This is a genomic window from Mycobacterium paraense (assembly GCF_002101815.1).
GTDB classification, from domain to species: Bacteria; Actinomycetota; Actinomycetes; order Mycobacteriales; family Mycobacteriaceae; genus Mycobacterium; species Mycobacterium paraense.
The window spans coordinates 31,638-49,970 of the sequence record NZ_LQPM01000024.1; the positions used below are offsets into that span (position 1 = coordinate 31,638).

The 18,333-nt window shown below is 69.5% G+C and carries 21 protein-coding genes and 1 pseudogene; 17 read left to right on the plus strand and 5 right to left on the minus strand.

What is annotated here, in order from left to right:
* Window positions 1-84: 84 nt before the first annotated feature.
* The 3 genes from AWB89_RS18715 to AWB89_RS18725 are packed head-to-tail and all read left to right on the plus strand — an operon-like array spanning window position 85 to window position 1,360.
* Window positions 85-621, plus strand: coding sequence for a DUF1360 domain-containing protein (locus AWB89_RS18715; RefSeq protein WP_085175714.1), 537 nt, complete (start codon window positions 85-87; stop codon window positions 619-621).
* Window positions 622-637: 16 nt separating this feature from the next.
* Complete coding sequence (locus AWB89_RS18720; protein ID WP_085175716.1) at window positions 638-1,051, plus strand: ChaB family protein; 414 nt, start codon at window positions 638-640, stop codon at window positions 1,049-1,051.
* Window positions 1,052-1,090: 39 nt separating this feature from the next.
* Window positions 1,091-1,360 (plus strand): DUF2795 domain-containing protein, encoded by a 270-nt coding sequence (locus tag AWB89_RS18725; RefSeq protein WP_085175718.1) that lies wholly within the window; start codon window positions 1,091-1,093, stop codon window positions 1,358-1,360.
* Window positions 1,361-1,372: 12 nt separating this feature from the next.
* On the opposite strand, the gene AWB89_RS18730 is transcribed toward AWB89_RS18725, so the two are convergent.
* Both AWB89_RS18730 and AWB89_RS27575 read right to left on the minus strand, forming a co-directional pair.
* The gene (locus AWB89_RS18730; protein WP_085102601.1) at window positions 1,373-2,212 is read right to left on the minus strand and encodes a glucose 1-dehydrogenase; all 840 of its coding nucleotides are present in this window, start codon (window positions 2,210-2,212) and stop codon (window positions 1,373-1,375) included.
* Between the two features lie 39 nt (window positions 2,213-2,251).
* Window positions 2,252-2,428, minus strand: coding sequence for a hypothetical protein (locus tag AWB89_RS27575; RefSeq protein WP_169716608.1), 177 nt, complete (start codon window positions 2,426-2,428; stop codon window positions 2,252-2,254).
* Between the two features lie 278 nt (window positions 2,429-2,706).
* Between AWB89_RS27575 and AWB89_RS18735 the strand changes: the two genes are divergently transcribed.
* Both AWB89_RS18735 and AWB89_RS18740 read left to right on the plus strand, forming a co-directional pair.
* Window positions 2,707-3,264 (plus strand): MPT63 family protein, encoded by a 558-nt coding sequence (locus tag AWB89_RS18735; protein WP_085102603.1) that lies wholly within the window; start codon window positions 2,707-2,709, stop codon window positions 3,262-3,264.
* A gap of 93 nt (window positions 3,265-3,357) precedes the next feature.
* The gene (locus AWB89_RS18740; RefSeq protein WP_085175720.1) at window positions 3,358-4,296 is read left to right on the plus strand and encodes a lysophospholipid acyltransferase family protein; all 939 of its coding nucleotides are present in this window, start codon (window positions 3,358-3,360) and stop codon (window positions 4,294-4,296) included.
* Between the two features lie 40 nt (window positions 4,297-4,336).
* Here the strand turns inward: AWB89_RS18740 and AWB89_RS18745 are convergent, their stop codons facing one another.
* Entirely contained in the window at window positions 4,337-5,083 is a 747-nt protein-coding gene (locus tag AWB89_RS18745) for a winged helix-turn-helix domain-containing protein (protein WP_085175722.1), read from the minus strand.
* Window positions 5,084-5,286: 203 nt separating this feature from the next.
* Entirely contained in the window at window positions 5,287-5,529 is a 243-nt protein-coding gene (mbp1, locus tag AWB89_RS18750) for a microaggregate-binding protein 1 (RefSeq protein ID WP_068234965.1), read from the minus strand.
* 321 nt (window positions 5,530-5,850) lie between these two features.
* Between mbp1 and pyrH the strand changes: the two genes are divergently transcribed.
* From pyrH to AWB89_RS18780, 6 genes and pseudogenes are all read left to right on the plus strand, one after another.
* Complete coding sequence (pyrH, locus tag AWB89_RS18755; RefSeq protein WP_085175724.1) at window positions 5,851-6,600, plus strand: UMP kinase; 750 nt, start codon at window positions 5,851-5,853, stop codon at window positions 6,598-6,600.
* Window positions 6,601-6,610: 10 nt separating this feature from the next.
* The gene (frr, locus tag AWB89_RS18760; RefSeq protein WP_068234960.1) at window positions 6,611-7,168 is read left to right on the plus strand and encodes a ribosome recycling factor; all 558 of its coding nucleotides are present in this window, start codon (window positions 6,611-6,613) and stop codon (window positions 7,166-7,168) included.
* A gap of 21 nt (window positions 7,169-7,189) precedes the next feature.
* Window positions 7,190-8,113, plus strand: a complete 924-nt coding sequence (locus AWB89_RS18765; protein WP_085102614.1) for a phosphatidate cytidylyltransferase — start codon at window positions 7,190-7,192, stop codon at window positions 8,111-8,113.
* A 77-nt stretch (window positions 8,114-8,190) separates the two neighbouring features.
* Window positions 8,191-9,294, plus strand: a complete 1,104-nt coding sequence (gene rlmN / locus AWB89_RS18770) for a dual-specificity RNA methyltransferase RlmN (RefSeq protein ID WP_085175726.1) — start codon at window positions 8,191-8,193, stop codon at window positions 9,292-9,294.
* 149 nt (window positions 9,295-9,443) lie between these two features.
* Window positions 9,444-9,950, plus strand: coding sequence for a disulfide bond-forming protein DsbE (gene dsbE / locus AWB89_RS18775; protein WP_139830829.1), 507 nt, complete (start codon window positions 9,444-9,446; stop codon window positions 9,948-9,950).
* Between the two features lie 4 nt (window positions 9,951-9,954).
* Window positions 9,955-10,806, plus strand: a pseudogene (locus AWB89_RS18780) (cytochrome c biogenesis CcdA family protein); the annotation flags it as partial.
* Here AWB89_RS18780 and AWB89_RS28040 read toward each other — a convergent pair.
* Window positions 10,807-11,061 (minus strand): DUF2631 domain-containing protein, encoded by a 255-nt coding sequence (locus tag AWB89_RS28040; RefSeq protein WP_085103110.1) that lies wholly within the window; start codon window positions 11,059-11,061, stop codon window positions 10,807-10,809. It lies immediately after the preceding pseudogene.
* A gap of 78 nt (window positions 11,062-11,139) precedes the next feature.
* On the opposite strand from AWB89_RS28040, the gene dxr reads away from it, so the two are divergent.
* The 6 genes from dxr to AWB89_RS18815 all read left to right on the plus strand — a co-directional run bounded on the left by dxr (window position 11,140) and on the right by AWB89_RS18815 (window position 18,275).
* Window positions 11,140-12,339, plus strand: coding sequence for a 1-deoxy-D-xylulose-5-phosphate reductoisomerase (gene dxr, locus AWB89_RS18790; RefSeq protein WP_085175728.1), 1,200 nt, complete (start codon window positions 11,140-11,142; stop codon window positions 12,337-12,339).
* 19 nt (window positions 12,340-12,358) lie between these two features.
* Complete coding sequence (locus AWB89_RS18795) at window positions 12,359-13,573, plus strand: M50 family metallopeptidase (protein WP_085102620.1); 1,215 nt, start codon at window positions 12,359-12,361, stop codon at window positions 13,571-13,573.
* Window positions 13,574-13,604: 31 nt separating this feature from the next.
* Complete coding sequence (ispG, locus tag AWB89_RS18800) at window positions 13,605-14,771, plus strand: flavodoxin-dependent (E)-4-hydroxy-3-methylbut-2-enyl-diphosphate synthase (protein ID WP_085102622.1); 1,167 nt, start codon at window positions 13,605-13,607, stop codon at window positions 14,769-14,771.
* A gap of 55 nt (window positions 14,772-14,826) precedes the next feature.
* Window positions 14,827-15,681: a GNAT family N-acetyltransferase gene (locus AWB89_RS18805; protein ID WP_085175730.1), complete on the plus strand. Its 855-nt coding sequence runs from the start codon at window positions 14,827-14,829 to the stop codon at window positions 15,679-15,681.
* Between the two features lie 154 nt (window positions 15,682-15,835).
* On the plus strand, window positions 15,836-17,653 hold the full coding sequence (locus AWB89_RS18810; RefSeq protein WP_085102626.1) for a penicillin-binding transpeptidase domain-containing protein: 1,818 nt from the start codon (window positions 15,836-15,838) through the stop codon (window positions 17,651-17,653).
* 58 nt (window positions 17,654-17,711) lie between these two features.
* Entirely contained in the window at window positions 17,712-18,275 is a 564-nt protein-coding gene (locus AWB89_RS18815; RefSeq protein ID WP_085102628.1) for a DUF1707 SHOCT-like domain-containing protein, read from the plus strand.
* The last annotated feature ends 58 nt before the right edge of the window (window positions 18,276-18,333 follow it).

Genomic DNA, 18,333 nt, shown 5'->3' on the forward strand with positions numbered 1-18,333 from the left:
CGCCTGGCTGCGCACCCTCGCCGGTGTGGTTCCCGGGCGCCCAACGGGGTAACCCACAGGGGATCCAGACGTGAAGGAGCGCCGATGGGCGATGCAACCGAAATGACCCAGGGAGTGGCCGAGCGCGCGCGGCAGGAAGCCGACGCGTACCGCGGCGACAACCCCCGCCCGCTTGAGGGCTACACCGTGGTCCTCGCGATCTACGGCGCCCTGGTCACCCTGACCGCCGTGATCGCCGCGGCCACCGGGCGCAAGTTGCCCGAACGCTGGAGTGTCCAGGACCTTCTGACCGTTACCATCGGCACCCACAAGCTGTCACGCACCGTCTCCAAGGACGCCGTGACCAGCCCGCTGCGGGCGCCGTTCGCGCGCTACAAGGGCTCCGGCGGCCCGGCCGAGGTGATGGAGGAAACGCGGCACAGCAGCGCGCTGCGCCACAGCCTGGGTGAGTTGTTGACCTGCCCCTTCTGCCTCGACATGTGGGTGGCCACCGCGTTCGTGATCGGGTTGATCTTCGCGCCGAGACCGACGCGGTTGATCGCGGGCACCTTCACCGCCCTGGCCGGCGCCGATTTCTTGCAGCTGGCCTACGCGCGGGCCCAGCAGCTGGCCGAGGGCTGACACACAAGGAGGATTCATGCCGAAGACGACGAAGGGCGGCGCGGCCAAGAAGAGCGAATTGCCGAGCACCCTGCAGCGCTCCAACGCCAAAGCGCAACGCACGTTCGCCAAGACCCACGACTCGGCCGCCGAGGAATACGGCAGCGAGGAACGCGCCCACCGGGTGGCCTACTCGGCGCTCAAGCACAGCTTCGAAAAGGTCGGCGACCACTGGGAGCCCAAGGAACGCAAGGGCCCGTCGGACGAGCTGGCCGAGGGCGGCGGCCCGCGCAACACCGGTCGTTCGGCCGAGGGCGTCGACGCCAACGCCAGCAAGAAGCATCTGCTCGACGTGGCGCGCCGGCTCGAGGTGCGCGGCCGCTCGACGATGAACAAGGCGGAGCTCGTCGACGCGATCAAGAAGCAGAACCGGCGGGTGCGCGGCCGCTGACGGCGTTTAGGTCGCGACGCGCTGGGCACCCCGACAGCCATGGTCGCGTCTACTACCCGTAGTGAACTCCGAAAGTGCCTCAACGACGTGGACTTTCCGGCGAACAAGCAGGACCTGCTGGATGCCGCCGACCGCAACGGCTGCGACGAGCAGACCGTCCGCGCGTTGCGCGGCATCCCACCCGAGACCTACACCAACGTCGGTCAGGTCGCCGCGTCGGTAACGATCGCCGATGACCAGGACGACGCCGGCAAGTCGGCCCCCGGGAGCCCGATCGTCGAGGAGCTGGGCGAGAACCGCGGCTCCTGATCGGTTCGCGCGCTACAGGATTGGCCGCCCGCCCGTCACGGCGACGCGCGCGCCCGAGATGTAGCTCGCGTCGTCGGAGGCCAGCAGCACGTAGATGGGGGCCAGCTCGGCCGGCTGCCCCGCCCGGCCCAGCGGCACGTTGTCCCCGAACGATTCCACGCTGTCCGGCGGCATGGTCGACGGGATCAGCGGCGTCCATATCGGTCCCGGCGCCACGCTGTTGACCCGGATTCCCTTGTCGCCCAGCAGCTGGGCGAGGCTCGCCGAGAAGTTGGCGATGGCCGCCTTGGTCGCCGCGTAGGGCGCCAGGGTGGGGTTGGGCGTATCGGAGTTCACCGACGAGCTGCCGATGATCGACGAGCCCGGCTTCATGTGCGGCAGGGCCGCTTTGGCGAGGTGGAAGTAGGCGCCGACGTTGAGCCGGAAGGTGTACTCCCACTCCTCGTCACTGATCTCCTCGAGGGTCTTGTGCATCATCTGGAAGGCCGCGTTGTTGACCAGGATGTCGACGCCGCCGAACTCCTCGACCGCCCGCCGCACCACGGCGCGGCAGTGGGCCGCGTCGGACAGGTCGCCGCGCACCAGCACGCACTTACGGCCGGCGTCCTCGACATAGCGGGCGACGTCGCGCGCGTCGTCGTCCTCGTTGAGGTAGGAGACCAGTACGTCGGCGCCCTCACGCGCGAAGGCGATGGCGACGGCGCGGCCTATGCCGCTGTCGCCGCCGGTGATGATCGCCTTTTTGCCGGTGAGCTTTCCCGAGCCCGTGTAGCTGGTTTCGCCGCAATCGGGGACGGGGTCCATGTGCGACTGCACGCCCGGAACTTCTTGTTGTTGCGCCGCAAAACCCATGGGTGAGAGGTCCTTTCGTCCTTGTGCATTACCCGCCGGCTACGATTCGCGGTTCGCCGGACCGGCGGTCGGAACGTCCGGGTCGTCGTCGGCCGGCGGCTCCGGGTCGCGCCATTCCTCGGCGCGACTCGACCTGTTTCCGCGCACCGTTCCGCTCAATTCGTGCTTCAATTCCTCGTCTTCGCGTGGGCTGTGCTTGGCGCTGCCGCGTTCCATCGATAACTCCCTTCGACGCGATTCCCTGATGCGGCTACCCCGCGGGGACGGAACTAATCTCGTTTCCGGCAGTGGTGGCAATGATGCCAATGTTAATTCTGTGACGCGAAAAGCTGTGTGCCACAAAACTAGCAGTGACGCATTAATGCAGGTAAGGGCGCACGCATTCGAAATTCCGGCATTAGCCGGGGTTTAGTGTCGCGACCGACGGGTTATGCCCACGAAGTGCGGTTATCGCCCTATGTATGGGAGCGATTGTTCGACACGAAAGGAATACCATGAAGGTCACCACAACCGCTGTTAAAAGTGCTATTGCCGCCGGAGCTATAGCGGCTGCAGGCGTTTTCGCAGCAGCAACCGCTTCCGCCGCGCCCAACATCCAGGGCTTCGGCACCAGCGAGCAACTCGTCGACGGGCCGATGATCACCAACTACACGGTGAGCAACCTGCAGCCGAGCAACGTGTCCATCCCCGGCTACACACCGAAGGGCACGCTGTACCAGGCCGACATCACGGCCAGGTCGGACGCCGGCGTCGTCACCCCGATGGTCAAGGACTTCAGCGCCCGCGGCCCGAACGGTCAGACGTACAAGCTGATCGACAAGCCCGGCGCCCCGGGCAGCCTTAACCCGGCGCCGATCCCGCAGGGCCAAGAGTCCACGGGCACGCTGTACTTCGACGTGACCGGCGCGCCGCCGAACGGCGTCGTCTACAACGACGGACTGCAGGACATCCTGATCTGGACGTCGAACGTGCCGGGCGCCTCGACGCCTGGCGCGCCGCCGAACGCAAGTCCGGCCCCGGGCCAGCCGCCCGCGCCGGCGCCTCACGCGTAATCGGTTAGCAAGGATCTCCCCGCGCCGCCCAATGGCGCGGGGAGATTTGCGTCTTCGGGAATCCCGCGCGACCGAATCGGGTACCCGACACGCATGAGTAACCCCGATCACAGACCAGCAGAAGTACGGGCACAAGCCAAGCTCAATGCCAGACGCGCGCGCGTGGCGATGGACGAACGCCGCAGCAAGCTCGACGGCGGGATTGCCGGCTGGGTCGCGGAGCGCGCCGGCAGGTGGGACCTCAGCGGCCAGGACGAGGCCACCCTGCAGCGCCAGAAGTTTTTCTGGAATGTGCTGGTGGACTACTGGTTCCGCATGGAGATCGACGGCTGGGAGAACATCCCGCCGCAGCCGCCGGCGTTGCTGGTGGGCATTCACTCGGGTGCCCCGTTCGTGTGGGACGCCTGGACCGTCGGCCTGCAGTGGTGGCGGCGCTTCGGCCAGGACCGCCCGCTGCACGGCACGGCCCACGACGCGCTGATGGCGATCCCGGTCTTCGGGCGGTACTTCCGCTCGATGGGCGTGCTGCCGGCGGCCCCGGACGCGATCGCGACGGCGTTGGCCGAGGGGCGCGACGTGGCGCTGTGGCCCGGCGGGGAAGTGGACTCGCTGCGCCCGTGGACCGAGCGTGATCGCGCCAACCTCGCGGGGCGAAACGGCTTCGTGAAGATGGCGATTCGCGCCGGCGTGCCGATCGTGCCGATCGCGACGGTCGGGGGAGCGGACGCGATGCCGGTGCTGATCCGGGGCGACCGGCTGTCGAAGGCGCTCAAACTCGACCGGTTGCTGCGGCTGAAGGTCTTTCCGGTGGCCGTGTCGCTGCCCTGGGGGATCGCCCCGGCGGCGCTGCCGCAGCTGCCGCTGCCGGCCAAGATCAGGACCCGGTTCATGCCCGCCGTGGAGCTCGACCGCGACCCGGCACGCGCCGACGACGACGAGTACGTCGACTCCAAATACCATGAGGTCGAGGACTCGATCCAGGAGGGCATGGACGCGCTGGCCCGAAAGCGGGCGCTGCCGCTGTTCGCCTGAGTGAGGCGTCAAAAGCCTTGCAAGACAGGCTCCGTCGCGACTAGTGCGCGACGCGGTCGGTGGCGGGGCGTGTCGTGGACGTCCACAGCGGGGCCAGCGTCGAGCCGCTGAGGACCCATTCGGGGTGCGGCGGCGTGGCCGCCATGTAGCCCACGCCGCGCACCGTGTCGACCATGGATTCGTGCTCGGGTCCCAGCTTGGCGCGCAGCCGCCGCACGTGCACGTCGACCGTGCGGACGCGGCCGTTGCAGTCGTAGCCCCACACTTCGTGCATCAGCCGGGTGCGGGTGAAGGCCCGGCCGGCATGCTGCACAAGGAAATTCAGCAGCTTGAACTCGGTGAGCGTCAGCCCCAGGTCCACACCGCCCAGCGACCCGGTGAAGCTGGCCGGGTGCAGCAGCAGGTCGCCGAATTTCAGCGTGCCGTCCATGGCGCTGCGGCGGCGCGAGATCGCCAGCCGCAGCCGCGCCTGGAGCTCGTCGGCCCCGGCGGCGGGCAGCAGCACGTCGTCGACGTGCCAGTCGACGTCCACCGCCGCGAAGTCGGCGGGCGTCACCACGGCCACCACCGCGATGGACGGGGCGTCGGAAGCCAACCGGCGGCAGGCGCTGCGCGCGGCCTCGAGGTCGGCGCGCCCGTCGATGATCGCGACGTCGGCGTCACCGCGATGCCCGTCGACGGCCCCGGTGAGGGGACCACGTCGCACGGAGTGAGCGAAGGACTTCAGAGTCGGCAGGACGGTTTCGAAGTCGTCTACTTCCGTAAGTAGTAAAACGTCCAACGACATCTCCAAACTCGTGAGTTTGTCATCGCCCCCCACCCGTAGGCACCTCACGGCGAGATGTCTGCCAGCGCAGCGCTGAGTACCCGATTCAGAGCCAAACTATGCAAAGTTTATTGCCCGCGATCGCGGGGTCAATGCTCTTTCCCGGGAATGCCGATGGGTCCGGCCCGTTTTACACGGACCGGACCCATCCTTGCGACAAGCTGCTACTGGTTGGCCTTCTGGCGCTCCTCGGCCGCCTCGGCACCGCCGCGCGCGGCCTCCGCCTGGGCTTCCTTCTTTGCCGCGTCGCGCTGAGCCTCGGCCTTGTCCTGCTGGGCCTGGCCCTCGCGCGTGAGGTCATCACGCCCGGTCACCGCGCCGACGGCCTCCTTGGCCTTGCCTTTGACGTCCTCGACGACGCCCTTGACCGCCTCGGCAGGTCCCGACTTGTTCTCGTTGTCCGCCATGGATTTTCCTCCTCATTGGCGTACGTGCTTGAGCAACTGCTCAGCGCCGATCGCCACAGCGATCGGCCCTCCATACGGCGAGGCGTGGTCCTTATTCTCAAGACCGTAGGTTCGCCCCCCGCGATGGTCTCTATTCCCCATGCCGCCACCCGCTCAAACATCCGGCGCCGGATGGCAAGCGTCGCCCGGGAATCCACGCGAATCGCCAACTGTGCAGATAATGCACCCCGCCCGCGCCACATTGTGTTGCGATGAGGCAGGATGTGAAATGCCGTTCCGGATGAAGTTCGCCCGGGATGGCACTCTCATGCGAGGAGTCTGATGACGGAGCCGACGAGAAGCGCCAACGGCGTACCGGAGAGGCGATCTCAGTATTCGAGAGTCTTGCTCAAGCTCGGTGGCGAGATGTTCGGCGGCGGCCAGGTGGGGCTGGATCCCGACGTCGTCGCCCAGGTGGCCCGCCAGATCGCGGAGGTGGTCCGCGGCGGTGTCCAGGTCGCGGTGGTGATCGGCGGCGGCAACTTCTTCCGGGGCGCACAGCTTCAGCAGCGCGGCATGGAGCGCACGCGCTCGGACTACATGGGCATGCTCGGCACCGTCATGAACAGCCTCGCCCTGCAGGACTTCCTGGAAAAGGAGGGCATCGTGACGCGGGTCCAGACCGCGATCACGATGGGCCAGGTGGCCGAGCCCTACCTGCCGTTGCGGGCCGTCCGCCACCTGGAGAAGGGCCGGGTGGTGATCTTCGGGGCCGGCATGGGGCTGCCGTACTTCTCCACGGACACCACGGCCGCGCAGCGGGCGCTGGAGATCGGCGCCGAGGTGGTCCTGATGGCCAAGGCGGTCGACGGGGTGTTCTCCGCGGACCCGCGGCTCAACCCCGAGGCCGAGCTGATCACCGCGATCAGCCACCGGGAGGTCATCGACCGCGGGCTGCGCGTGGCCGATGCCACCGCCTTCAGCCTGTGCATGGACAATGGCATGCCGATCCTGGTATTCAACCTGCTGACCAACGGCAATATCGCTCGGGCGGTCGCTGGTGAGAAGATCGGGACGCTGGTCACCACCTGAGGGGAAGACGATGATTGACGAGGCTCTCTTCGACGCGGAAGAGAAAATGGAGAAGGCCGTATCCGTGGCCCGCGACGATCTGTCCACCATCCGCACCGGGCGCGCCAACCCGGGCATGTTCAACCGGATCGTGATCGACTACTACGGCACCAACACGCCCATCACGCAGCTGGCCAGCATCAACGTCCCCGAGGCGCGGCTCGTCGTCATCAAGCCCTACGAGGCCAGCCAGCTGCACGCGATCGAGACGGCCATCCGCAACTCCGATTTGGGCGTCAACCCCACCAACGACGGCACCCTGATCCGGGTGGCGGTGCCGCAGTTGACCGAGGAGCGTCGCCGCGAGCTGGTCAAGCAGGCGAAGCACAAGGGCGAGGAGGCGCGGGTGTCGGTGCGCAACATCCGCCGCAAGGCCATGGAGGAGCTGCACCGCATCCGCAAGGACGGGGAAGCCGGCGAGGACGAGGTCGGCCGGGCGGAAAAGGATTTGGACAAGACCACCCATCAGTACGTCACCCAGATCGACGAGCTGGTCAAGCACAAAGAAGGCGAGCTGCTGGAGGTCTAGCGGCCGCTCAGCAACGTATCCGTGGTGACTACCGGCGCAGGGGCCCCGTCCGACGAGCCGCGGCGTGGGCCCCGCGAAGCGACGCAGCAGCCGGCCAAGAAGACCTCGCGCGCCGGGCGCGACCTGCGGGCCGCGATCGCGGTGGGCGTCAGCATCGGCGCCGTCCTCGTCGCCACGCTGCTGTTCGCCCCGCGGTTCTGGGTGGTGCTGTGCTCGGGGGCCATCCTGGTCGCCACCCACGAGGTGGTGCGCCGGCTGCGGGAGGCCGGCTACGTCATCCCGGTCATCCCGCTGCTGATCGGCGGCCAGGTCACCGTCTGGCTGACCTGGCCCTACCGCTCCGCCGGCGCGGTGGCCGGCTTCGGGGCCACGGTCGTGGTGTGCATGGTGTGGCGCCTGTTCCAGCAGGACAACAGCAAGCGGCCGGAGCCGTTCGCCGGTTCGCCCTCGGCGAACTACCTGCGCGACGCGTCCGGCACCGTTTTTTTGGCCGCCTGGGTCCCGCTGTTCGCCTCCTTCGCCGCGATGCTGGTCTACCCCATCGATGGCGCCGGCCGGGTGTTTTGCCTGATGATCACCGTCGTCGCCTCCGACGTGGGTGGCTACGCCGTGGGCGTGCTGGTGGGCAAGCATCCGATGGTCCCGGCGATCAGCCCGAAGAAGTCGTGGGAGGGGTTCGCCGGTTCGCTGGTGTTCGGGATCACGGCCGCGATCCTGACCGCGACCCTGCTGGCCCACAAACCGCTCTGGGTCGGCGCGTTGCTGGGCGTCGTCCTGGTGTTGACGTGCACGCTGGGTGACCTGGTGGAGTCGCAGATCAAGCGCGACCTGGGCATCAAGGACATGGGCCGGCTGCTGCCCGGCCACGGCGGCCTGATGGACCGGCTCGACGGTGTGCTGCCCTCGGCGGTCGCGGCGTGGACGGTGCTGACGCTCGTGCGCTAGTGGCGATCGCAAGGGCGGCGTAGCCGGGCGCTGGGGGTCGCCACCATCGGCCAGGCGTGGCCGATACTGGACGGGTCATGGTCCAACAATTGGTCTTCACCGAATCGCGCCCGGGCCGGCCGCCGCGGCACCTGGCCGACCTCGACGCGGCGGGCCGGGCGTCGGCCGTCGCCGAGCTCGGCCTGCCCGCCTTTCGGGCCAAGCAGCTCGCGCAGCAGTACTACGGCCGGCTGATCGCCGACCCGCGGAAGATGACGGACCTGCCGGCGGCGGTGCGTGAGGCGATCGCGGAGGCGTTGTTCCCGACGCTGCTCACCGCGGCGGCCGAGGTCACCTGCGATGCGGGGGAGACGCGAAAGACGTTGTGGCGGGCCATCGATGGGGCCACGGTCGAGTCGGTGCTGATGCGCTACCCGGACCGCAACACGGTGTGCATCTCGTCGCAGGCCGGGTGCGGCATGGCCTGCCCGTTCTGCGCCACCGGCCAGGGCGGGCTGACCCGGAACCTGTCCACGGCCGAAATCCTGGAACAGGTGCGGGCCGCCGCGGCGGCGCTGCGCGACGACTTCGACCCGCCTGGTCAACGGCTGTCCAACGTGGTGTTCATGGGCATGGGGGAGCCGCTGGCCAACTACGCCAGGGTGCTGGCCGCGGTGCGGCGCATCACCGAGCCGCCGCCGGACGGCTTCGGCATCTCGGCCCGCTCGGTGACGGTGTCCACGGTGGGCCTGGCCCCGGCGATCCGCAAGCTCGCCGACGAGCGCCTGGCGGTGACGCTGGCGCTGTCGCTGCACGCGCCCGACGACGAGCTGCGCGACACGCTGGTCCCCGTCAACAACCGGTGGAAGATCGCCGAGGCGCTCGAGGCGGCCCGGTACTACGCCGACGTGACCGGCCGGCGGGTGTCGGTCGAGTACGCCCTGATCCGCGACGTCAACGACCAGCCGTGGCGGGCCGACCTGCTGGGAAAGCGACTGCATGGCGCGCTCGGCCCGCTGGTGCACGTGAACCTGATACCGCTGAACCCGACCCCCGGCAGCGACTGGGACGCCAGCCCCAAGGCGGTGGAGCGGGAATTCGTGCGGCGGGTCCGCGCCCAAGGCGTCTCCTGCACGGTGCGCGATACGCGGGGCCGCGAGATCAGCGCCGCCTGCGGGCAGCTGGCCGCCGAGCGCGGGTAGCCGCGCCGAACGTGAAGCTGTTGCGAGTTTTTCGCGGAATTGTCGCGCTGGTTTCACGCTCGGCGTGCGACGGGTGGCTGAGCCGGCGGCTGAACCCCGGCGGCTCCGAATACGTCTTTAAGGCATAACCCAGCAAACCAGGGGGTGCCGTGATGGTTCGCTTGTTCTCTCCGCTCAAGTTGTTTGCCGCGGCCGTTTTCGCCGCGGCCCTGATCTTCGGCCTGGCCGAGGCCCCGCGCTCGGCGGCGGCCGACGACCGGCTGCAATTCACCGGGACCACGCTGAGCGGCGCGCCGTTCAACGGCGCCGCCCTACAGGGCAAGCCCGCGGTGCTGTGGTTCTGGACGCCGTGGTGCCCGTTCTGCAACGCCGAGGCGCCGGGGGTCAGCCAGGTGGCGGCCGCCAATCCCGGCGTCACCTTCGTCGGCGTCGCGGCGCACTCGGACGTCGGGGCAATGCAGAACTTCGTCTCCAAGTACAACCTGAACTTCACCAACCTCAACGACGCCGACGGCTCGATCTGGGCCCGCTACAACGTCCCGTGGCAGCCTGCCTACGTGTTCTACCGCGCGGACGGCAGCTCGACGTTCGTCAACAACCCCACCGCGGCCATGCCCCAAAGCGAGCTGGCCGGCCGGGTGGCCGCGCTGCGCTGATCGGATGGACCGAGGTCTGGTCGGCCTGGCGTTCGCCGCCGGATTGGTCGCCGCCCTGAATCCCTGCGGGTTTGCCATGCTGCCCGCGTACCTGCTCCTGGTGGTGCGCGGGCCGCGGCCCGGCGAACGCCGCGGCCTGGTCCCGCTCGGCCGCGCGCTGGCGGCCACCCTCGGGATGGCGCTGGGCTTCCTGACGGTCTTCGGGTTGTTCGGCGCGCTGACGATTTCGGCGGCCAGCACCGTGCAGCGCTACCTGCCCTACGGAACCGTGGTGATCGGCATTGTGCTTGTCGCGCTTGGGTTTTGGCTGCTGTCGGGTCGCGACCTGACGGCACTGACCCCCCGCCCGCTCGGCCCGCGGTGGGCCCCGACGGTGCGGCTGGGGTCCATGTATTCGTACGGCGTCAGCTACGCGATCGCCTCGCTGTCGTGCACCATCGGGCCGTTCCTGGCGGTCACCGCCGCCGGCTTCAAGGGGTCGGCGGTCACCGGCGTAGCCGTCTACGTCGCCTACGTGGGTGGCCTGACCCTGGTCGTCGGGGTCCTGGCGCTGGCCGCGGCCTCGGCGAGCTCGGCGCTGGCCGACCGGCTGCGCCGCGTCCTGCCGTTCGTCAACCGGATCGGCGGCGGGCTGCTGGTGGCGGTCGGGTTCTACGTCGGCTACTACGGCGTCTACGAGTTGCGGCTGTTCGACGGCGACGCGGATCCGCGGGACGCGGTGATCGCCGCGGCCGGCCGGCTGCAGGGCGCGCTGGCCGGCTGGGTGCACCAGCACGGCGTCGTGCCCTGGGCGGTGGCCCTGTTCGTGCTGGTGACCGGGGCGGTCGCGGCCGCCTGGTATCGCCGGGTGCGGCGGCTACCGGAGCCAGCCGCGGCGGCGGCCCCACAGGTCGCGGATCAGCACGACGAGGGTGAGCGCGGCGAAGACGATCAGAAACCAGTTCTCGATGTGGCCGACGTGGTTTCCGCGCAGCATGGCCAGCAGGAAGATCACGATGACCAGCCCGGTGGCGTGCCAGGTGCGGTGATTGATCCTGCTCCACCCCCACGCTGCCGACGGCACCTCGGCGACGTCGACGCCGTTGAAGTGCTCCACCTCGGTACTGGCCACGGCGAATCCCTTTCGTGATCGGCTGGTAGGACAGATTCTGGCACATCCCTCGCGGGGCCGAGCGGGCACAATGAGTGAGTGACCGACGCGACTACGGAGGGCCGCCTGCGCGTGCTGGTGCTGGGCAGCACCGGATCGATAGGCACCCAGGCCCTCGAGGTCATCGCGGCCAACCCGGACCGCTTCGAGGTGGTCGGGCTGGCCGCCGGGGGCGCCAACCCCGAGACCGTGGCGCGGCAGCGCGCCGAGACCGGGGTCACCAACATCGCCGTCGCCGACGAGCGGGCGGCGCAGCAGGTCGGCGACGTCCCTTACAGCGGCCCGGAAGCGGTCACCCGGCTGGTCCAGGAGACCGACGCCGACGTCGTCCTCAACGCGCTGGTCGGGGCCCTGGGCCTGCGCCCGACCCTGGCCGCCCTGGACTCCGGGGCTCGGCTGGCCCTGGCCAACAAGGAATCGCTGATCGCCGGCGGTCCGCTGGTGTTGCGGGCGGCGCGGCCGGGCCAGATCGTGCCCGTCGACTCCGAACACTCCGCGCTGGCCCAGTGCCTGCGCTGTGGGAACTCCGACCCTGAAAAAAATGAGGTCGCCAAGCTGGTGCTGACGGCCTCCGGCGGCCCGTTCCGCGGCTGGGCCGCCGCGGACCTCGAGGCCGTCACGCCCGAGCAGGCCGGCGCCCACCCCACCTGGTCGATGGGCCCGATGAACACGCTCAACTCGGCGTCGCTGGTCAACAAGGGGCTCGAGCTCATCGAAACGCACCTGTTGTTCGGCATCGACTACGACCGCATCGAGGTCGTCGTGCACCCCCAGTCGATTGTTCATTCGATGGTCACCTTCATCGACGGCTCGACCATCGCCCAGGCCAGCCCCCCGGACATGAAGCTGCCCATCTCCTTGGCCCTGGGCTGGCCGCACCGGGTGCCCGGGGCGGCGGCCTCCTGCGACTTCACCACCGCCTCTAGCTGGGAATTCGAGCCGCTGGACAGCGAGGTTTTTCCTGCGGTCGAGCTGGCCCGCCACGCCGGGATGACCGGCGGCTGCATGACGGCCGTGTACAACGCGGCCAACGAAGAGGCCGCCGAGGCGTTCCTGGCCGGCCGCATAAGGTTCCCCGCCATCGTGAAAACCATCGCCGACGTGCTGCACGCCGCCGACCAATGGGCGGTTTCACCGGCTAACGTGGATGAGGTACTCGACGCGCAGCGCTGGGCAAGGGAGCGGGCGCAGCGCGCGCTCGGAAGCGCGAGTGCCCACAAGATCTCCGGAATGGTGTGAGAAAGGTCCTGGCAGCCTGATGATGTTCGCTATCGGCATTGTGCTGTTCGCGCTCGCCATCCTGATCTCGGTGGCTTTGCACGAGTGCGGCCACATGTGGGTCGCCCGCGGCACCGGCATGAAGGTGCGGCGCTACTTCGTCGGCTTCGGGCCCACGCTGTGGTCGACGCGCCGGGGTGAAATCGAATATGGCGTCAAGGCCATTCCGCTGGGCGGCTTCTGCGACATCGCCGGCATGACGCCGGTCGAGGACCTGGAGCCCGACGAGACCGACCGCGCGATGTACAAGCAGGCGACCTGGAAGCGGGTCGCGACGCTGTTCGCGGGCCCGGGGATGAACTTCGTCATCTGCCTGGTGCTGATCTACGGCATCGCGCTGGTCTGGGGCCTGCCCAACCTGCACCCGCCCACCAAGGCCATCGTCGGTGAAACCGCTTGTGTCGCACCGGAAGTCAGCCCGGGCAAGGTCGGCAACTGCACCGGGCCGGGCCCGGCCGCGCTGGCCGGGATCCGCCCCGGCGACGTCGTCGTCAAGGTCGGTGACACCCCGGTGTCCACCTTCGAGGACATGGCCGCGGCGGTGCGCAAGCTGCACGGCACCGTTCCCGTCGTCGTCGAGCGCGACGGCTCCACCATCACCACCTACGTCGACGTGACGCCCACCCAGCGCTACATCTCGAAGGCGCAGAACGCCAAGCCCGAGGCGGCCACCGTCGGCGCCATCGGCGTCGGCGCCGTCAAGGTGACGCCGACGCACTACGGCGTCCTGTCGGCGATACCGGCCACCTTCGCCTTCGCCGGGGACCTGACCGTCGAGGTGGGCAAGGCGCTGGTGACGATCCCGACCAAGGTCGGCGCGCTGGTGCACGCCATCGGCGGCGGGCAGCGCGACCCGCAGACGCCGATGAGCGTGGTCGGGGCCAGCATCATCGGCGGCGACACCGTCGACCACGGGCTGTGGGTGGCGTTCTGGTTCTTCCTGGCCCAGCTGAACCTCATCCTGGGCGCGATCAACCTGGTGCCGCTGCTGCCGTTCGACGGCGGCCACATCGCCATCGCGCTGTTCGAGAAGGTGCGCAACCTGATCCGGTCGGCCCGCGGCATGGTCGCGGCGGCGCCGGTGAACTACCTCAAGCTGATGCCCGCCACCTACGTGGTGCTGGTATTCGTGGTCGGCTACATGCTGCTGACCGTGACCGCCGATCTGGTCAATCCGATCAGGCTCTTCCAGTAACTGAGAGCCAGTAAGTGAGAGAAGGCAGAAAGTGACCATTGGCCTGGGCATGCCGGACGCCCCGGCGCCCACGCTCGCCCCCCGGCGCACCACGCGGCAATTGATGGTCCGCGACGTCGGGGTCGGCAGCGACCATCCGATATCGGTGCAGTCGATGTGCACCACCAAGACGCACGACATCAACGCGACGCTGCAACAGATCGCCGAGCTGACCGCCGCCGGCTGCGACATCGTCCGGGTGGCCTGCCCGCGCCAGGAGGACGCCGACGCGCTGCCCGCGATCGCCAAGAAGAGCCAGATCCCGGTGATCGCCGACATCCACTTTCAGCCCAAGTACATCTTCGCCGCGATCGACGCCGGGTGCGCCGCGGTGCGGGTGAATCCGGGCAATATCAAGGAATTCGACGGCCGCGTCGGCGAGGTCGCCAAGGCCGCCGCGGCGGCCGGCATCCCGATCCGCATCGGCGTCAACGCCGGCTCGCTGGACAAGCGCTTCCTGGAGCGCTACGGCAAGGCCACGCCCGAGGCGCTGGTGGAGTCGGCGCTGTGGGAGGCCTCGCTGTTCGAGGAGCACGGCTTCGGCGACATCAAGATCAGCGTCAAGCACAACGATCCCGTCGTGATGGTCGCCGCCTACGAGCAGCTGGCCGCGCGGTGCGACTACCCGCTGCACCTGGGCGTCACCGAGGCCGGTCCCGCGTTCCAGGGCACCATCAAGTCCGCGGTCGCCTTCGGCGCCCTGCTGTCGCGCGGCATCGGCGACACCATCCGGGTGTCGCTCTCGGCCCCGCCCGTCGAGGAAGTCAAGGTCGGCATCCAGATCCTCGAGTCGCTCAACCTGCGGCCGCGCGGGCTGGAGATCGTGTCCTGCCCGTCGTGCGGCCGCGCGCAGGTCGACGTCTACACCCTGGCCAACGAGGTCACCGCCGGGCTGGACGGGCTCGACGTCCCGCTGCGGGTGGCCGTGATGGGCTGCGTCGTCAACGGCCCGGGCGAGGCCCGCGAGGCCGACCTGGGCGTCGCGTCCGGAAATGGCAAGGGGCAGATCTTCGTTCGGGGCGAGGTGATCAAGACCGTGCCCGAGGCGCAGATCGTCGAGACGCTCATCGAGGAGGCCATGCGGCTGGCGGCCGAGATGGGGACCGGTCACGATCCTCAAACAGAAGCGAGCGGTTCGCCGATTGTGACCGTAAGCTGATAGGGGCTTGCGCCCCAGCACTGATCGTCTTTACGCACCACAGAGAGTTCCGTAGATGTCGGCTCCGCCCATCATGCGCCTTGTCGGCGAGCGACGGGTGTCCGTGGTGCGTGACGCCGCCGCCGTCTGGCGGGTGCTCGACGACGACCCGGTCGGCTCGTGCATGGTCGCGGCCCGGGTGGCCGACCACGGCATCGACCCGAACGCGATCGGCGGGGAGCTGTGGACCCGCCGCGGCCCGGACGAGTCGCTGTGCTTCGCCGGTGCCAACCTCATCCCGCTGCGCGGCGCGCAGGCCGACCTGAACGCCTTCGCCGACGAGGCGATGAGCGGGACACGGCGCTGTTCCTCGCTGGTCGGCAGGGCCCACCTGGTGATGCCGATGTGGGCGCGCCTCGAGTCGGCCTGGGGCCCGGCGCGCGACGTGCGCGACGACCAGCCGCTGATGGCGCTGACCCGCCACCCCGACTGCGAGATCGACGTCGGCGTGCGCCAGGTCCGCCCCGACGAGCTGGACGCCTACCTGGTGGCCGCCGTCGACATGTTCATCGGCGAGGTCGGCGTCGACCCGCGGCTCGGCGACGGCGGCCGCGGCTATCGCCGCCGGGTGGCCAGTCTGATCGCCGCGGGCCGGGCGTGGGCGCGCTTCGAGCACGGTGAGGTCGTGTTCAAGGCCGAGGTGGGGTCGCAGTCGCCCGGCGTGGGCCAGATCCAGGGGGTCTGGGTGCACCCGGAGTGGCGCGGCCTGGGCATCGGCACCCGCGGCACCGCGACGGTGGCCGCCGTGATCGTCGGCAGCGGCCGCATCGCGAGCCTGTACGTGAACAACTTCAACACGGTCGCCCGCGCCGCGTACGCCCGCGTGGGCTTCGCCGAGGTCGGCACCTTCGCGACGGTCCTGCTCGACTAGCTCCTGCCCGCGAGTGTGCGGCTGGCCGCACACCGGGCACCGACGGTGCGGCTGGCCGCACACTCGGCGCCGGAGGGCCGCTCCGACGGCATAACGGTTCGGTCTCGGTGTGTCGGCGCCTGTCGGCGGCCCGGCATTCATAACATCTGTACCGATGGTCACAAAAACCCCACTGGTATCAGCGGCGGCCGGCATGCTGCTCGTCGCGGTGATCGCCCTGTCCGGGTGCACCCCCAGGCCCGACGGCCCCGGGCCGGCCGCCGAGAAGTTCTTCCGCGCGCTGGGAGTCGGGGATACCGCGACGGCCGCCCAGCTCAGCGACAACCCCAACGAGGCCCGCGAAGCGCTGAACGCCGCCTGGGCCGGGCTGCAGGCCACCCACCTGGACGCGCAGGTCCTGTCCGCCAAGTACGCCGAGGACACCGGCACGGTCAACTACCGCTTCACCTGGCACCTGCCGAAGAACCGGACCTGGAGCTATGACGGCCAGCTGCAGATGGCCCGCGACGAGGGCCGCTGGGAGGTCCGGTGGGCCACCACCGGGCTGCACCCGAAGCTGGGCGAGCACCAGACGTTCGCGCTGCGCGCCGACAAACCGCGACGGGCCTCGGTGAACGAGCTCGGCGGCAGCGATGTGCTCGCGCCGGGCTACCTGTACCACTACACGCTGGACGCCACGCAGGCCGGGCCCGCCCTGATCGGGACGACGCACGCGGTGGTCGACGTGCTGCGGCCGTTCAACAACGCGCTCGCCGACCCGCAGCTGCTGGCCGAGCAGGCGACCTCGGCGACGCAGCCGCTGGACCTGGGGGTCACGCTGCACCCCGACGACAACGACAAGGTTTTCCCCGCGATCGGCAGGCTGCCCGGCGTCGTGGTGACGCCGCAGGCCGAGATGCTGCCGACCGACCCACATTTCGCGCCGGCCGTCATCGCCGAGGTGAAGAAGGCCGTGATGGACCAGCTCGACGGCCAGGCCGGCTGGCGGGTGGTCAGCGTCAACCAGAACGGCGTCGACGTGGCCGTGCTGCACGAGGTCGAGGGCTCCCCGGCGCCGTCGGTGTCGATCACCCTGGACCGCGCGGTGCAGAACGCCGCGCAGCACGCGGTGGACACCCGCGGCGGCAAGGCGATGATCGTGGTGATCAAGCCGTCGACCGGGGAGATCCTGGCGATCGCGCAGAACAAGGGCGCCGACGCCGACGGCCTGCCGGCCACCAACGGCCTGTTCCCGCCGGGGTCGACGTTCAAGATGGTCACCGCCGGCGCCGCCGTCGACCGCGACATGGCCACGCCCAACACGATGCTGGGCTGCCCCGGCCACATCGACATCGGGCATCGCACCATCCCCAACTACGGCGGCTTCGACCTGGGTGTGGTGCCGATGTCGCGGGCCTTCGCCAGTTCGTGCAACACCACGTTCGCCGAGCTGAGCAGCAGGATGCCGCCGCGGGGCCTGACCCAGGCGGCCAACCGCTACGGCATCGGGCTGGACTACACGGTCGACGGCATCACCACCGTCACGGGGTCGGTGCCACCGACGGTCGACCTGGCCGAGCGCACCGAGGACGGCTTCGGCCAGGGCAAGGTGCTCGCGAGCCCCTTCGGCATGGCCCTGGTCGCCGCCACCGTCGACGCCGGCAAGACGCCGGTGCCGCAGCTGATCGCCGGGCGGCCGACGACGGTCGAGGGCGACGACACGCCGATCTCCCCGAAGATGGTCGACGCGCTGCGCCCGATGATGCGGCTGGTGGTCACCAACGGGACCGCGAAGGAGATCGCCGGCTGCTGCGGCGAGATCTACGGCAAGACCGGTGAGGCCGAGTTCCCCGGCGGATCGCACTCGTGGTTTGCCGGGTACCGCGGCGACCTGGCGTTCGCCGCGCTGATCGTCGGGGGAGGCAGCTCGGAATACGCGGTCCGGATGACCAAGGTGATGTTCGAGTCGCTGCCGCGGGACTATTTGGCCTAGAGCCCCCACCCCGTCGCGGCGGTAAATTGCAAGCGTGGGCGAAACATCCGGCGGGGACATGGTGGCGCTGCGGGTCTCCGACGCCGACCGGAACGGCACGATGCGGCGGCTGCACAACGCCGTCGCGCTCGGGCTGATCGACATCGAGGAGTTCGAGCAGCGCTCGTCGCAGGTGTCGTACGCGCGCACCCGCGGCGAGCTGGACGGCCTGGTCGGCGACCTGCCCGGGCCGGGCGCGATCGTCACGTCCGCGGCCGACCGGGTCGAACTGCGCGGCTGGGCCGGCTCGTTGAAGCGGCACGGCGAATGGACCGTGCCCACCCGGCTGGCGCTGGTGCGCCGCCTGGGCTCGGTCGAACTCGACCTGACCAGGGCCCGATTCGCCGGGCCGGTGGTGGTGATCGAGCTCGACATGCGGTTCGGCTCGGTGGAGGTCCGCCTGCCGGAGGGGGCCAGCGCCTCGATCGACGACGTCGAGGTCTATGTGGGCAGCGCCAGCGACCGCCGCAAGGACGCCCGTGGCGAGGGGACGCCGCACGTCGTGCTGACGGGCCGGGTGGTGTGCGGCTCGGTGATCGTGCGGGGGCCGCGCCGCTCGTTCCTGCGCCGGGGCAAGGTCTGATTCGCCGAGCCTGAAAATTTGCAGCGGAACTGCGAGTGGGTGCCCGCACAATTACCGG

What these genes read in the sequence shown, in the direction of transcription:
- pyrH (WP_085175724.1), top strand. Translation starts at nt 5,851, where the DNA reads ATGACGGAGCCGACGAGAAGCGCCAACGGCGTACCGGAGAGGCGATCT.
- AWB89_RS18810 (WP_085102626.1), top strand. Translation starts at nt 15,836, where the DNA reads ATGGTCACAAAAACCCCACTGGTATCAGCGGCGGCCGGCATGCTGCTC.
- AWB89_RS18715 (WP_085175714.1), top strand. Translation starts at nt 85, where the DNA reads ATGGGCGATGCAACCGAAATGACCCAGGGAGTGGCCGAGCGCGCGCGG.
- AWB89_RS18805 (WP_085175730.1), top strand. Translation starts at nt 14,827, where the DNA reads ATGTCGGCTCCGCCCATCATGCGCCTTGTCGGCGAGCGACGGGTGTCC.
- AWB89_RS18725 (WP_085175718.1), top strand. Translation starts at nt 1,091, where the DNA reads ATGGTCGCGTCTACTACCCGTAGTGAACTCCGAAAGTGCCTCAACGAC.
- AWB89_RS18745 (WP_085175722.1), bottom strand. Translation starts at nt 5,083, where the DNA reads ATGTCGTTGGACGTTTTACTACTTACGGAAGTAGACGACTTCGAAACC.
- AWB89_RS18730 (WP_085102601.1), bottom strand. Translation starts at nt 2,212, where the DNA reads ATGGGTTTTGCGGCGCAACAACAAGAAGTTCCGGGCGTGCAGTCGCAC.
- AWB89_RS18740 (WP_085175720.1), top strand. Translation starts at nt 3,358, where the DNA reads ATGAGTAACCCCGATCACAGACCAGCAGAAGTACGGGCACAAGCCAAG.
- frr (WP_068234960.1), top strand. Translation starts at nt 6,611, where the DNA reads ATGATTGACGAGGCTCTCTTCGACGCGGAAGAGAAAATGGAGAAGGCC.
- AWB89_RS18795 (WP_085102620.1), top strand. Translation starts at nt 12,359, where the DNA reads ATGATGTTCGCTATCGGCATTGTGCTGTTCGCGCTCGCCATCCTGATC.
- rlmN (WP_085175726.1), top strand. Translation starts at nt 8,191, where the DNA reads ATGGTCCAACAATTGGTCTTCACCGAATCGCGCCCGGGCCGGCCGCCG.
- AWB89_RS27575 (WP_169716608.1), bottom strand. Translation starts at nt 2,428, where the DNA reads ATGGAACGCGGCAGCGCCAAGCACAGCCCACGCGAAGACGAGGAATTG.
- mbp1 (WP_068234965.1), bottom strand. Translation starts at nt 5,529, where the DNA reads ATGGCGGACAACGAGAACAAGTCGGGACCTGCCGAGGCGGTCAAGGGC.
- AWB89_RS18815 (WP_085102628.1), top strand. Translation starts at nt 17,712, where the DNA reads ATGGTGGCGCTGCGGGTCTCCGACGCCGACCGGAACGGCACGATGCGG.
- AWB89_RS18720 (WP_085175716.1), top strand. Translation starts at nt 638, where the DNA reads ATGCCGAAGACGACGAAGGGCGGCGCGGCCAAGAAGAGCGAATTGCCG.
- AWB89_RS18735 (WP_085102603.1), top strand. Translation starts at nt 2,707, where the DNA reads ATGAAGGTCACCACAACCGCTGTTAAAAGTGCTATTGCCGCCGGAGCT.